The organism is Streptomyces sp. NPDC003697 (assembly GCF_053587115.1).
The window spans coordinates 1-12957 of sequence record NZ_JBSFNN010000127.1; the positions used below are offsets into that span (position 1 = coordinate 1).

Below are 12957 nucleotides of genomic sequence, written 5' to 3' on the forward strand. Positions count from 1 at the left end.
CTTTTTACACCCCCCCCCCACACCTACCACATCCCCATTTTTGTCCCCCTCTACCCCCCGCCCCCGCTCCCCTCTTCCGGTGGCGGATCGCGGGAGGACGGGCCGCGCCGGTGCGGCTGGCCCGGGCCGGCCGGCCTCAGCCGACCGAGGTCACCGTCCCCGCGCCGACCGTGCGTCCGCCCTCGCGGATCGCGAAGCCGAGTCCCGGCTCCAGCGGGACCTGGCGGCCCAGCTCCACCGTCATGGTGATGGTGTCACCGGGCCGGGCGACGGCCGCCTCCCCCAGGTCGACGTCGCCGACCACGTCCGCGGTGCGGAGGTAGAACTGCGGTCGGTAGCCGGTCGCCACCGGCGTGGTCCGGCCGCCCTCGCGCGCCGACAGGACGTACACCCGCGCCGTGAAGCGCCGGCCCGGCGTCAGGCTGCCGGGCGCCGCGACGACGTGCCCGCGGCGGACCGCGTCGCGCGGCACGCCCCGCAGCAGCAGGGCCACGTTGTCACCGGCCTGCGCCTCCTCCATGGGCTTGCCGAAGGTCTCCAGGCCGGTGACCACCGTCTCCACGTCCGCGCCGAGGACCTCGACGCGGTCGCCGACGCGGACCGTGCCGCGCTCGACGGCGCCCGTGACGACCGTGCCGCGGCCGGTGATCGTGAGCACGTTCTCCACCGGCAGCAGGAACGGCGCGTCGAGGTACCGCTCGGGCAGGGGCACGTAGGTGTCCACCGTGTCGAGCAGCGCCTCGATCGCCGCCGTCCAGCGCGGGTCGCCCTCCAGGGCCTTCAGGCCCGAGACCCGTACGACGGGCACCGCGTCGCCGCCGTAGCCGTGCTGCGTGAGCAGGTCCCGGACCTCCAGCTCGACCAGGTCGGTCAGTTCCTCGTCGCCCGCGTCGGCCTTGTTCAGGGCCACGACGATGTGGTCCACACCGACCTGCCGGGCGAGCAGCACGTGCTCGGCGGTCTGCGGCATGATCCCGTCCAGCGCCGAGACGACGAGGATCGCCCCGTCGAGCTGCGCGGCGCCGGTGACCATGTTCTTGACGTAGTCGGCGTGGCCGGGCATGTCGACGTGCGCGTAGTGCCGGGTGTCGGTCTCGTACTCGACGTGGGCGATGTTGATGGTGATGCCGCGCGCGGCCTCCTCCGGGGCCCGGTCGATGCGGTCGAACGGGACGAAGGTGCCGTTGCCGCGTTCGGCGAGCACCTTGGTGATGGCGGCGGTCAGGGTGGTCTTGCCGTGGTCGACGTGGCCCATCGTGCCGATGTTCAGGTGCGGTTTGGTGCGGACGTACGCCGTCTTGGGCATGGCTGTACCTCGAAGCCTTCCACTGGTGTGGTGTGACGGCCCCGGCGCGGTTCTTCGCGCACGCGGCCGGGACGGGACCCCGGGGATCTGCCGACCCTCCCCCTGCGGGGTCCGCCGGACGATCCGGGGAGGGTCAGCTTCGGGCGCCGTCGACTGCGGCGACGAGGACGGGGACGGCAGCCTTCGGGGCATCCGCGGCGGCGGATGCTGCGAGAAGGAAGGCGTGCCGGAACATGGGGTCGATCCTGTCCGACGTGCCGGGTTTCCGTCGAATGGTTTTCCGGCTCGTTCGGACCGCCCGGGCCCGTCCGGCGGACACCTCCGCCGGCCACGCCGCCATGCCGGCCAGGTGCCGATGCCGGCCCCGCGCCGACACCGGCCGCGTGACGGTGTCGCAGGCTCGCCCCGCCGTGGGTCCGGAGGCGCCGGCCACCGTGCGGGCCCTCCGAGGGCCGTCGGCCCTACTCCCCGACGTGCTTCAGCGCCTCCCGCACCGACAGCGGCGCGAACGTCCCCCGCTCCCGCGCCAGGAAGGCCCGTACCGCCTCCGGATCCGTCCGGGCGTACTCCCGCACCGCCCAGCCGATCGCCTTGCGGACGAAGAAGGCCCGGTGGCCGGACTGGCGCCGGCAGTAGGCGAACAGCCTCTCGGCATCGGTGCGTTCGCCGTGGCGCAGCTGGTGCAGCAGGGCCGCGCGGACGAGCCACAGGTCGTCGTCCTCGATCCACGCGTCCATGACCGCCGTCAGCCGGGGGTCGGTTTCGGCCAGGACGCCGACGACGTGCACGGCGAGCGGGTCGACGGTGTCCCACCAGGGGACGGTGGTGAGGAGGTGCCGGGCCACGGGCAGGAACCCGGACGAGCAACGGCGCACGTGCCGGCGCAGGTAGTCGACGGCGAAGTAGTGGTACTCGCGCTCGGGCAGCTCCCAGCAGCGCAGGGCGAGCGCCGTGCAGTCCGCCTCGTCGGGGCGGGACGTGCCCGCGACGACCGCCCGGAACAGGGCTCGGCGCTCGGGCGCGGCCAGACCGAGGAACGGCGCCACGTCCTTCATGTACGCCCGCATGCCCACGGCCCGTCGCGGATCGGCCGCGGCGGCGTACCTGGTGGTCAGCCGCGTCACGAGCGTGTCGGCGAGAGCGCTGCGCGGCCTTCCGGTGCCCGTTCCCGTGACGGTCATGAGACGCACCATACGGCGATCACACACCCGTGTCGGTTAGTGTCGCCGGATGCTCGATGCCACCACCCGCTCTGGGGGCACCGCCACGGCCTCTCCCCGGGCCGCCGCCACGGAGTTCGCCGTCGCCGTCCCCGCGGCGGGGCCGTCGGTCGTGCCCGCCCGCCCGGCGCGGTTCAGGTCCGGACCGCCGTCGCTCCCGCCCGCCGCGCCGCAGGGCCTGCGCGCCCGCTGCGCGAGAGCCGTGTCGTCGCCGTGGTCGCGGCTGTCCCTGCTCCTCGTCCTGCTGGCCGGGGCCGGGACCGCGGTCCTGCTCCTCCAGCCGCAGCGACTGCTGGCGAACGGCTGGCCGCCGCAGTTCACCGGGCCCACGGCGGCCGTGGTGTTCGCGGTGGCCTACGGCCTGTGCACCGTGGCGTTCGTACCGCGTCCGCTGCTGAACCTCGCGGCGGGCGCGCTCTTCGGCTCGGCGCTCGGGCTCGGGGCGGCACTGGCCGGCACGGTGCTCGGCGCCGGCCTCGCCTTCGGTCTCGGCCGGGTCCTCGGCCAGGACGCGCTGCGTCCGCTGGTGCGGGGCCGCTGGCTGACGGCGGCGGACGGGCAGCTCAGCCGGCACGGCTTCCGTTCGATGCTGGCGGCACGGCTCTTCCCGGGTGTGCCGTTCTGGGCCGCGAACTACTGCGCCGCCGTCTCACGCATGGGCTGGCCGGCGTTCGTGCTGGCGACCGCGCTCGGTTCCGTCCCGAACACGGCCGCGTACGTCGTCGCCGGCGCCCGGGCGTCCGCGCCGACGTCGCCGGCCTTCCTGATCGCGGTGGCCTGCATCGCCGCTCCGGCCCTGGCCGGCGCGGTCGTCGCCTGGCGCAAGCGCCACCACCTGCGCCGGGGCTAGGCCCCGCCGGACCGCGGCGCCCGCACCGGGCCGACGCCGTCGCCGTCGATGCGGGACGCTACGCTGCCCCTCAACACCCCGATCAGCGCACGTCGCGGTTCGGTGTGTCCATCGCCCTTTTCCCGATCGGCACTTGGACTCCGTACCTCCATGTCTTGGTTCGAATCACTCATCCTCGGACTCGTCCAGGGGCTGACCGAGTTCCTCCCCGTCTCCTCCAGCGCCCATCTGCGCCTGACGGCGGCCTTCTCCGGCTGGAAGGACCCGGGCGCGGCCTTCACGGCGATCACCCAGATCGGCACGGAGGCGGCGGTGCTGATCTACTTCCGCAAGGACATCGGCCGGATCGTGTCCGCCTGGTCCCGCTCGCTGTTCGACAAGGCGATGCGCCGGGACCACGACGCGCAGATGGGCTGGCTGGTGATCGTCGGCTCCATACCCATCGGCGTGCTCGGGCTGACACTCAAGGACCAGATCGAGGGGCCGTTCCGCGATCTGCGGGTCACGGCGACCATGCTCATCGTCGTCGGCGTGGTCATCGGCACGGCCGACCGGCTCGCGGCACGCGACGAGACCGGCGGCCGGCACCGGGCGCCCAAGCAGCGCAAGAGCCTGCAGGACCTCGGCGTCAAGGACGGCCTGATCTACGGCTGTTGCCAGGCGATGGCCCTCATCCCCGGGGTCTCCCGCTCCGGCGCCACCATCAGCGGCGGCCTGTTCATGGGCTACCGCCGCGAGGCGGCGGCGCGTTACTCCTTCCTGCTGGCGATTCCCGCGGTGCTGGCGTCCGGCACGTTCGAGCTCAAGGACGCGCTGGAGGGCGGTCATGTGGCCTGGGGACCCACGATCTTCGCCACGCTGATCGCCTTCGCGTCGGGCTACGCGGTCATCGCCTGGTTCATGAAGTACATCTCGACCAAGAGCTTCATGCCGTTCGTGTGGTACCGCGTGGCCCTCGGCGTCGTCATCATCGCGCTGGTGACGGCGGGCGTGCTGAGCCCGCACGCGGCCGAGTCGGCGGACTGACCGGACCGGGAGGACCGCGGTCCCGTGCCTCTGCGGCGAGGCCGTCCGGAGCCGGAACGCCCGGTTCGTGACCGACTCCATACGGCCTGCGTAGCCGTCCGGTAGCGCACTGTCAGTGCTTGCCCCTAGGCTTGGGGCCATGTCCCCCGATTCAGTGGCCCCTGGTTCCGTGCGGTCCGCTGCGGAGTTGAACGAGCAGATCCGGGCGCTCTGGCTCCGTGCCCGCGGGTCCCTGTCCCCCGAGGAACGCGCGGAGTACGAACTGCTGGTGGTCGAATGGGCCGCCGCGATGCGGGGCCGGGTCGTCAAGGCGGCCTGATCCGAAGCCCCGGTCCGGCACCCTGCGCACCGCCCCGTTCCGCGCAGCGGCCCTTCCTCAGCCGCCTCCCGCGATCCGCAGAACGGCTCCCGACGTGTACGAGGCGGCCGGTGACATCAGCCACGCGACCGCCGCGGCGACCTCCTCGGCCCGGCCCGCGCGGCGCAGCGGGATCGCGCCGGCGGCCCCCGCCATCCGGTGCGCGTCGCCCATCGTCCGGTGGCTCCCGGTGTCGATCAGGCCGGGCGCGACCACGTTGACGCGGATGCCGTCCGGGCCGAGCTCCTTGGCCAGGCCGACCGTCAGCGCGTCCACGGCCGCCTCGGTCGCGGCGTAGTGCACGTACTCGCCGGGGCTGCCGAGCGTGGCGGACGCCGACGACACGTTCACGATGACACCGCTGCGCCGCGGGGTCATGAGCTGCGCCGCGCGCCGCGCGCACAGCAGCGTGCCGAAGAGGTTGACGTCGACGACGCGCCGCAGGTCCGCCGTGTCCGCGACGGCGAGGGGGCCCGGGATCCCGGTCACCCCGGCATTGTTCACCAGCCCCGTCACCGGCCCGAGCCGTCCCTCCGCCGTGGCGAAGAGCCGCTCGACGTCCGCCGCGCGCGAGATGTCCGCCCGTACGATGACGCTGCGGGCCCCGGCCGCGCTCACGTCGTCCGCGACCGCCTCGGCGGCCCGGGCGTCCTGGACGTACCCCACCACCACGTCCTGCCCGTCGGCCGCGAGCCGCCGGCAGATCGCGGCGCCGATGCCCCCGCTGCCTCCGGTGACGACCGTGACGAGACGTTTCATGAGGGCCCCCACTCGATCGACGGCGACGGCACGACCCCTGGGCTCACCCTAGGCCCCCTCCGGACGCCGCGCGTCGCGAAGGGGCCGGGCTCCGGCCGGACCGGCCGCTCAGGCGCGCGGGCGGGCGAGCACCTCGTCGTTCAAGGGGTAGGGCCGCTCCTCGGGCAGCAGCGTGGCGGCCCGCTCGAGGTCGCCCGCCCGGACCAGCGAGTGGATCCGCTCCGCCGCCGTGACGTCCCGGATTCCGACGATCCACTCGTCCGAGTAACGGGCCGCCGCCTCCCCGGTGAGGCCGAGCTGCAGGGACCGGTGCGGCAGCGGACGCAGGCGCAGATCGCGCTCGGGGTCCCACTGGACGCGCGCGGGCGCGTCACGGAGCTGCCGCCGCCAGGCGGCCCTGTCCCCGTGCAGCGCGGGCACGTGGTGCGACAGGCACGCGTTGCGCAGCGCCCACAGGAAGCCGTCCCGGGTGATCTCGACGGCGAGGACGGTCTCCTGGTCCTGCTTCGTGCCCCATCCGCAGCGGCTCCATGATCCACACTCCGGCAGCCGCTCCCAACGGATTCGATGCCGCCCAGAGCTCAGGCACCGGCCCCTTGCAGGTGGTGAACACGGCTTGATGACCCACGTCAAGCCGTCTTCGTAACCCCTTCTCCGGCAGAGCCGTGGTCGTCCGCGGGTCTGGAGACGCCTGCAAGGGGTCGGGCCTTCGCCGTCGAGCCGCCGCTGCCGGAGCGGGTCCGGCCGGCCGGAGGACCGCTCCTCGTCCTGGTTGTTCGATGTGGCTGACGGCGTGGTGATCCAGGTGTCGGCGAGAGGGGCCGCGGCCTGATCAGAGCACTGCGAGCGCTTTGTCTATGCGCCGCGACGTGCCCTCGTGCGTGACCCATCTGCTCAGGGTCTCCAGTTCCGTCCGTGCTGCCCGGTTCCCGAGCAGAGCCAGCGCGACGATGCCCGCCTCAGCCACTTGAGGCGAGCGGGGAGCGTCTCCGGACCGATGGTCCAGGGACGTCTCGACGAGGCCGACGAGGGCATGGACGGTGTCCGGCCGAGGCGGAAGGAGGGAAAGCATCCAGGCGAGTCCACGTAGCACGTGGGAGTTGTAGGGGTCGAAACAGGCGTTCACATCGAACGGGAGATGCGGATGACCGAGAAGCGGGAAGGATCGATCCAGATGAGCCAGCTCCAACCATCCGAGCACTGCTCGTCGCGCCTCCTCCGGACCAACGGCGTCCAGCAGGGCCGATCCGGTCCGTCTCCACTTCGCCGATGGTGTGTCGGCCGTCGGGGGGGCCGCATGCTCCAGCAGCCGCTGCCACGGCTCTCCTCCGGCCGTTGCTTCCTTGAGAGCCGCGTCGGCCCACGGTTCACCGGGATTGAGCACCGGGCCAGGAAAATGAGCCAGTAGGTTCCGCATTCCGGGCTCCGCGCCGTTCGCGGCCGCCTGCGTGCGACGGAGGCCCGGCAGGTTCGCCGCCGCACTTGTGCGCCGGAAGGCGGCCAGGATGGCCGTATCGGGAGTACGCCCGGCTGCGAGTTCCGCGTCGGCCAGTTCCCAGATCCGGTGGGTCGACCAGATGAGGTACTGGTCCCTCAACCGGGAGAGCTGTTCCTGACGCTCGGCAGCCAGCAGGTCCCCGTCTAGGCCACGGACGACTCCGGAAGCGACCATGAGCAGTTCGGTGCGGAGGTATCCCGGATCCCGCCTGAACTCCTCGGCCGACCAGTCGTCTCCCGCGCGGGCGTACCAACGGGCCCACATGCCGGCGAGCTCCAGCCGGTCCTTGTCGGGCAGTGCGCGTAGGAGCTCCATGTTCTCGAACCCCACACCCGTCATGGAGCCGTTGTTGCAGGCGGCCCGCATGGCGGCGCGAGAGAGCTCAGCCAGATCGCCGCGCTCCGCGAGGGCTCGGTACTGAGCGGCCTGTTCTGCCAGGACCTGGGTGTTCCCCATCCATCTGCTCATGGCCGGCAGCCTAGAAGGGGCCACCGACATCGAACGTGCCCCCACCCGTAGGGCTCAGGCGTTCTCCCGCCTCCGAAGAGCGTCCATGACCCCGAACGCAGGCGACCGACAGGAGTCCACAGCCCTTGTCACCTGCACGGAGGCGACGGTCGTCTCCTTGTGCGGACCGGAGACCCGGACTGAGCGCCGGCCCGGTCTCAGAGGCGACTGTACTTCTCGATGTCCTCGGTGAACTCTTTGATCGCCTGTGCGGTGAGTGTCGGCCGGGTGTCGGCGATGGCGGTCATGAAGTCATCGGTGGTGGCCGGTCGGCCCTTTCGCTGTGCGACCTCGCGCTCGAACGCCGCCTGCGCGCCCTTGCGGGCTGCGAATTCGATGTCGGCCGGAGTGAACAACTCGCTGGCCTCGACCAGTTGCACGAGGTCCACCGAGTCACCGGCGGCCCTGAGATAGCGGGCCCAGATCGCCGCGCGGGCGGTCGGGTCGGGTGGGCCGATGGGAATGACGTAGTCGAACCGGCCCGGCCTCAAGAAAGCCGGGTCGAGAGAGCGCACGGAGTTGGTGGCACAGGCCAGCAGCCGTGCGTCGTGTTCGCGGAAGACAGGGATCAGTTTGAGCAACTCGTTGGTCACCCCATGTCCCGGATCGACTGCTTTCCCGGACCGCACGCCGGCGATCTCTTCCACCTCGTCGATGAAGAGCAGCACCGAGTCGAGTTCCGCCAGGTCCGCGAAGGCCTCCCGCAGCGCCGTGGCCAGCCCCTCGCTCGTGTCGGCCGCGAGCCGGGAGGGGAAAAGCTCCACGAACGGCCAGCCGAGCCGGGAGGCGACCGCCTTGGCGAAGCTGGTCTTCCCGGTGCCGGGAGGGCCGAACAGGATGATTCCCTTCGGTGGGACGACCCCGTAACGGTCGGCCAGCGCAGGCTCCGTCAGCGGGAGCACGACCCGGCGCTCGACGACCTGTTTCTCCCGCTCCATGCCGGCCATGGCGTCCCACAGTCCCCCGAGCAGCATCCGGCCGCCCAATGAGGCGAGGACATCGGCGTTGGGAGCTCCGGGCGGTTCGAGCTTCTCGTAGTAGGTCAGGCCGTCGCGGGACCGATAGCCGGAGTTCTCCAGAGCCTTCGTGCCGGCGGCGTGGGCGGGCAGCAGTGCGCTGATGTGGCGCACCCCGAGGGCCCGCAGGCGCCGCTCGAGCTCGGCGAGGAGAGCACTGCCGATCCCGCGCTCGCGCCAGCGGGAGGCGAGTGCGACCAGGAGGATCCACCCCCGCTTGCCGTGGGCCTGCGCCACGGCCATGCCCACCAGTTCGTGGCCGACCACCGCGACCACCGCCGTCTGACCCACCTTGGCCGCGGCCATCACCTCGGAGACTGGAAACACCCGGTCCTCGTCGACCTGACAGCTCTGGTCCCAGATCTCGATGGCCTGGTCAAGATCGTCATCGTGATAGTCGCGCAGATGCCATGGAGGCACCGCCATCACCTCACCTACCGCGGCGCACCCTCATTGTCTCCTGCGGGGGTGGTGAGTGCCGAGCGCAGCAGGCTCCTCGCACCTGACGCATCAGCCGGTCGGGGTGATACGTGAGGACGTGGCGGATGCGGCCCCGTCTGTCTGCTGGTTCGTGTCGTCTTCGGCCATGGAAAGAGATGATGAGCGCGGCTTGATCCACGTCATGCGGTCGCGCTCCCACGACGGCGGGAAGCGGCCGGTGCGGGCCGGTAGGCCTGGTAGACGGTGACCGTGCCCTCCGTGTGGTGGGCGCGTACCCGGAATCTCGGCTCCCGGCCGACGTACTGATCGTCGTACTCGTCGTTCACGGGGACCAGGGTCGGCCCGCGCGCCCCCGGCCGGCAACCGGATACCGCGCCCCCGTTCCGCCCGGGACGGAACCGGCGGGGCCGTGGGCGGCGGTCCGTGGCCGGAGGGGCCGCGCCTTCGTGAGCTCTCGGCCGGGCTCCGTGACATGAGATCGCCTCCGGGCGCGCACACGGGGCACGCCACGGGGTAGGAAGGCCTCGTATGAAGACGTTCGGCCACTGGCTCTCCTCCCCCTGGCGGCGCTCGTGCCTCGCCGCGCTCGCCGGCGCCCTGCCCATGGTCGCCTTTCCGGGCCCGTCGCTGTGGTGGTTCGCCTACGTCGCCCTGGTGCCGTGGCTGCTGCTCGTCCGCTCGGCGCCCACCGGGAAACGGGCGGCGTACGACGGCTGGCTCGGCGGGTTCGGTTTCATGCTGGCCGTGCACCACTGGCTGCTGCCGAGCCTGCACGTCTTCACCTTCGTCATCGCCGCCCTCCTCGGTGCGCTGTGGGCTCCCTGGGGTGTGCTGGTGCGCCGCTTCCTGGCCGGAGCCCCCTCGCCCGGCCGGAGCGCCGCCGCCCTCCTCGTGCTGCCGTCGGGCTGGCTGGCCGTGGAACTCGTCCGCTCCTGGCAGGGGTTGGGCGGTCCCTGGGGCATGCTCGGTGCCAGCCAGTGGCAGGTCGGTCCGGCGCTGCGGCTGGCCTCCGTGGGCGGGGTGTGGCTGCTCAGCTTCCTGGTGGTGGCCGTCGACGTCGCCATCGCCCTCCTCGTCACGGTCCGCGCGGCCCGGGTGCCGGCGGCGGCCGGCCTGCTCGCCGTGGCGGTCGCGGCCTCCGCGGCCTGGGTGTGGTCGCCACGGCCGCACCTCGAGGGCCGGGTCCGCGTCGCCGTCGTCCAGCCGGGGGTCGTCAGCGGCGCGGAGCGGCGGTTCGTCCTTGAGGAGCGGCTGACCCGCCGCCTGGCCGGACAGCGGGTCGACCTGGTCGTCTGGGGCGAGAGCAGTGTCGGCTTCGACCTCGCCGACCGCCCCGACCTGGCACACCGGCTCGCCGTGCTCTCCCGCCGGACCGGGGCGGACGTCCTGGTCAACGTCGACGCACGGCGGTCGGACCGGCCGGGCATCTACAAGAGCTCCGTGCTCGTCGGTCCGGACGGCCCGACCGGCGAGCGCTACGACAAGATGCGGCTCGTGCCGTTCGGCGAGTACATACCGGCGCGCTCCCTGCTCGGCTGGGCGACCTCCGTCGGCAAGGCCGCGGGCGAGGACCGCCGGCGGGGCATCCGTCAGGTGGTGATGGACGTCGGGCACGGCGTGCGGGTGGGCCCGATGGTGTGCTTCGAGTCCGCGTTCCCCGACATGAGCCGCCACCTGGCGCGGGACGGCGCCCAGGTGCTGCTCGCGCAGTCCTCGACGTCGACGTTCCAGCACAGCTGGGCGCCGGCCCAGCACGCCTCCCTCGCCGCGCTGCGCGCCGCGGAGACCGGACGTCCGATGGTGCACGCGACGCTGACGGGGGTCTCCGCGGTCTACGGCCCGAGCGGTCAGCGCATCGGCCCCTGGCTCGGCACCCGCGCCAGTACGGCCCAGGTCTTCGACGTGCCGGTGGCGGCCGGCACCACGCCGTACGTGCGCTACGGCGACTGGCCGGTGTACGGCGCGCTGCTGGTGCTGGCGGCCGCGGCCGCGACGGAGGGCGTGCGAGCGGTCAGGCTGCGCCGGAGGACTCCAGCACCGCACGTACGACCCGCTCGCACAGTTCGTGGGTCTCCAGCGCGTCCCGGGCACTGAGCGTCGTTCCGGCTCGCACCGCGTCGAGGAAGGACAGCGCGGCCTGCTCGATGCCGCGCTGCCGGGCCACCGGTACCCAGTCGCCACGCCGTCGCACGGTCGGCCGGCCCTTGTGGTCGATCGTCTCGGCGAGGTTGAGCACCTGGCGCTTGGTGTCCCGCCCGGAGACCTCGAGGATCTCCTCCACGGACCCGCTCAGCCGGTTCATCACGCCGAGCGCGGTGAACCCGTCCCCGGCCAGCTGCAGGACGACGTGGTGCAGCAGACCGTCCCGCACACGTCCGTGGACGGCCACCTCGTCGACGGGCCCCGGCACGAGGAACCGGAGCGTGTCCACCACGTGGACGAAGTCGTCGAGGATCATCGTCCGGGGCGCCTCCGGCAGCCCGACGCGGTTCTTCTGCATGACGATCAGCTCGCGCGGGTGCTCGGCGCACTGCGTGTAGCCGGGCGCGTGGCGCCGGTTGAAGCCGACGGCGAGGGACACACCGCGCTCCTCGGCCAGGGCCACCAGCCTTTGGGAGTCGGCGAGTTCGTAGGCGAGCGGCTTGTCGACGTACGTCGGCACGCCCGCTTCGAGCAGCCGGGCGACGATCTCCGGGTGGACGTCGGTCGGTGCGTGCACGAAGGCGGCGTCCAGGTCCTGGGCGATCAGGGAGTCCAGCGCTGCGTGGCGGCGACCGGCCGGCACGTGCAGGCCGTCGGCGACCCGGTGGAGGGTCGAGGGGGTCCTGGTCTGAAGATGGAGTTCCACGTCCGGCTGCAGGCCGAGCACCGGCAGGTACGCCTTCTGCGCGATGTCGCCGAGTCCGATGCAGCCGACCTTCACGTGCTGCTCCCTTCGGTTGCCTCCGCCTGCTTCGACCGCAGCTTACGGCGCCCGCCGCCTCCGCCGGCCGGCGCTGCCCCGAAGGTCCGCGGCGGCGGAGCCCGGACGGTGTGCTCGCGACGGAAAAGGCCTGGCGTGGCGCAGTGCGGTGGGCGAGGATCGGGGGATGACGACGCAGCGCCGCGAACCCGCCCTGGACGCCGACGAACGCACCATGCTGGAGGGCTGGTTGGACTACCACCGGCAGACCCTGGCGTGGAAGTGCGAGGACCTGACCGACGAACAGCTGCGCACCGCCTCCGTGGAGCCCTCCGAGCTGTCCCTCATGGGGCTGGTGCGGCACATGGCCGAGGTCGAGCGGGGCTGGTTCCGCACCGTGCTCGCGGGCGAGGACGCGGGACCGATCTACTTCACGGAGGAGGACCGGGACGGCGAGTTCCACCTCACCGGGGAGGACACCTGGCAGGAGGCGTACACCACCTGGCAGGCCGAGATCGACGCCGCCCGGCGCAACACGGCGCGGTTCGCGCTGGACGACTCCTCCCAGGGCCGGAGCAGGTCCACCGGTGAGCCGTACACCCTGCGCTGGATCTACACCCACATGATCGAGGAGTACGCCCGCCACAACGGCCACGCCGACCTCCTCCGCGAACGCCTCGACGGAGCGACGGGCGACTGAGACGCGCGACTGAGACGCGCGACTGAGCAGACGCCCGGGCACGCCCGGCGTTCGGCCGTCCGGCCTGCCGCCCGGTGCACGAGGAGGCGCGGACGGCACGGGTGACGGGAGCGGGCGGGCAGCGCGGCGGCCCTGGTGAGGGATACGACGTGGAGGCGCGGACGGCCCGGAGGCCGCCGGCGCCACCGATGCGGGGCTGCGCCGACCGGGCCGCGCGCACCGGCGCCGGACGCCCGCGTGGGCGGCGGGCCGCCGCCACGGCTGCGGTCGCCCCGAGGCCTCGTCCGCACGAGGTTTCGACTTGTGCCGCGCTGGGTCATCATGGTTGAGGCACCGGCAGCGGTGATTTCGTGGGTACAGGAGGGGACTTGGCA

At 72.6% G+C, this 12957-nt stretch carries 12 protein-coding genes and 1 pseudogene; 5 read left to right on the forward strand and 8 right to left on the reverse strand.

What is annotated here, in order from left to right; all coding sequences use genetic code 11:
* Positions 1 to 136: 136 nt before the first annotated feature.
* Entirely contained in the window at positions 137 to 1306 is a 1170-nt protein-coding gene (gene tuf, locus ACWDNY_RS29830; protein WP_451648936.1) for an elongation factor Tu, read from the reverse strand.
* 461 nt (positions 1307 to 1767) lie between these two features.
* The gene (locus ACWDNY_RS29835) at positions 1768 to 2487 is read right to left on the reverse strand and encodes a DNA alkylation repair protein (protein ID WP_451648937.1); all 720 of its coding nucleotides are present in this window, start codon (positions 2485 to 2487) and stop codon (positions 1768 to 1770) included.
* Between the two features lie 49 nt (positions 2488 to 2536).
* Between ACWDNY_RS29835 and ACWDNY_RS29840 the strand changes: the two genes are divergently transcribed.
* From ACWDNY_RS29840 to ACWDNY_RS29850, 3 genes are all read left to right on the forward strand, one after another.
* Positions 2537 to 3376: a TVP38/TMEM64 family protein gene (locus ACWDNY_RS29840; protein WP_451648938.1), complete on the forward strand. Its 840-nt coding sequence runs from the start codon at positions 2537 to 2539 to the stop codon at positions 3374 to 3376.
* A 150-nt stretch (positions 3377 to 3526) separates the two neighbouring features.
* Entirely contained in the window at positions 3527 to 4402 is an 876-nt protein-coding gene (locus ACWDNY_RS29845; RefSeq protein ID WP_451648939.1) for an undecaprenyl-diphosphate phosphatase, read from the forward strand.
* Between the two features lie 139 nt (positions 4403 to 4541).
* Positions 4542 to 4721 (forward strand): hypothetical protein, encoded by a 180-nt coding sequence (locus ACWDNY_RS29850; RefSeq protein ID WP_451648940.1) that lies wholly within the window; start codon positions 4542 to 4544, stop codon positions 4719 to 4721.
* Between the two features lie 57 nt (positions 4722 to 4778).
* Here ACWDNY_RS29850 and ACWDNY_RS29855 read toward each other — a convergent pair whose 3' ends face one another.
* The 5 genes and pseudogenes from ACWDNY_RS29855 to ACWDNY_RS29875 form a co-directional block, all read right to left on the reverse strand.
* Positions 4779 to 5519, reverse strand: coding sequence for an SDR family oxidoreductase (locus tag ACWDNY_RS29855; protein WP_451648941.1), 741 nt, complete (start codon positions 5517 to 5519; stop codon positions 4779 to 4781).
* 108 nt (positions 5520 to 5627) lie between these two features.
* Positions 5628 to 6104 (reverse strand): DUF4291 family protein, encoded by a 477-nt coding sequence (locus ACWDNY_RS29860; protein WP_451648947.1) that lies wholly within the window; start codon positions 6102 to 6104, stop codon positions 5628 to 5630.
* A 247-nt stretch (positions 6105 to 6351) separates the two neighbouring features.
* Positions 6352 to 7473 carry a hypothetical protein gene (locus tag ACWDNY_RS29865; protein ID WP_451648942.1) on the reverse strand — a complete coding sequence of 374 codons (1122 nt, stop codon included), beginning with the start codon at positions 7471 to 7473 and terminating at the stop codon, positions 6352 to 6354.
* Between the two features lie 209 nt (positions 7474 to 7682).
* Positions 7683 to 8966 (reverse strand): ATP-binding protein, encoded by a 1284-nt coding sequence (locus tag ACWDNY_RS29870; RefSeq protein ID WP_451648943.1) that lies wholly within the window; start codon positions 8964 to 8966, stop codon positions 7683 to 7685.
* Positions 8967 to 9146: 180 nt separating this feature from the next.
* Positions 9147 to 9307: pseudogene (locus ACWDNY_RS29875) on the reverse strand (DUF4291 family protein); the annotation flags it as partial.
* Between the two features lie 202 nt (positions 9308 to 9509).
* Here ACWDNY_RS29875 and lnt point away from each other — a divergent pair.
* On the forward strand, positions 9510 to 11075 hold the full coding sequence (gene lnt, locus ACWDNY_RS29880) for an apolipoprotein N-acyltransferase (RefSeq protein WP_451648944.1): 1566 nt from the start codon (positions 9510 to 9512) through the stop codon (positions 11073 to 11075).
* Here the strand turns inward: lnt and ACWDNY_RS29885 are convergent.
* Positions 10993 to 11904 carry a Gfo/Idh/MocA family protein gene (locus ACWDNY_RS29885; protein ID WP_451648945.1) on the reverse strand — a complete coding sequence of 304 codons (912 nt, stop codon included), beginning with the start codon at positions 11902 to 11904 and terminating at the stop codon, positions 10993 to 10995. The genes lnt and ACWDNY_RS29885 overlap by 83 nt on opposite strands.
* A gap of 166 nt (positions 11905 to 12070) precedes the next feature.
* On the opposite strand from ACWDNY_RS29885, the gene ACWDNY_RS29890 reads away from it, so the two are divergent.
* Entirely contained in the window at positions 12071 to 12583 is a 513-nt protein-coding gene (locus ACWDNY_RS29890; RefSeq protein ID WP_451648946.1) for a DinB family protein, read from the forward strand.
* The last annotated feature ends 374 nt before the right edge of the window (positions 12584 to 12957 follow it).

Coding starts and splice junctions, on each gene's coding strand:
- tuf (WP_451648936.1), bottom strand. CDS start 1,306: ATGCCCAAGACGGCGTACGTCCGCACCAAACCGCACCTGAACATCGGC.
- ACWDNY_RS29835 (WP_451648937.1), bottom strand. CDS start 2,487: ATGACCGTCACGGGAACGGGCACCGGAAGGCCGCGCAGCGCTCTCGCC.
- ACWDNY_RS29840 (WP_451648938.1), top strand. CDS start 2,537: ATGCTCGATGCCACCACCCGCTCTGGGGGCACCGCCACGGCCTCTCCC.
- ACWDNY_RS29845 (WP_451648939.1), top strand. CDS start 3,527: ATGTCTTGGTTCGAATCACTCATCCTCGGACTCGTCCAGGGGCTGACC.
- ACWDNY_RS29850 (WP_451648940.1), top strand. CDS start 4,542: ATGTCCCCCGATTCAGTGGCCCCTGGTTCCGTGCGGTCCGCTGCGGAG.
- ACWDNY_RS29855 (WP_451648941.1), bottom strand. CDS start 5,519: ATGAAACGTCTCGTCACGGTCGTCACCGGAGGCAGCGGGGGCATCGGC.
- ACWDNY_RS29865 (WP_451648942.1), bottom strand. CDS start 7,473: ATGGGGAACACCCAGGTCCTGGCAGAACAGGCCGCTCAGTACCGAGCC.
- ACWDNY_RS29870 (WP_451648943.1), bottom strand. CDS start 8,966: ATGGCGGTGCCTCCATGGCATCTGCGCGACTATCACGATGACGATCTT.
- lnt (WP_451648944.1), top strand. CDS start 9,510: ATGAAGACGTTCGGCCACTGGCTCTCCTCCCCCTGGCGGCGCTCGTGC.
- ACWDNY_RS29890 (WP_451648946.1), top strand. CDS start 12,071: ATGACGACGCAGCGCCGCGAACCCGCCCTGGACGCCGACGAACGCACC.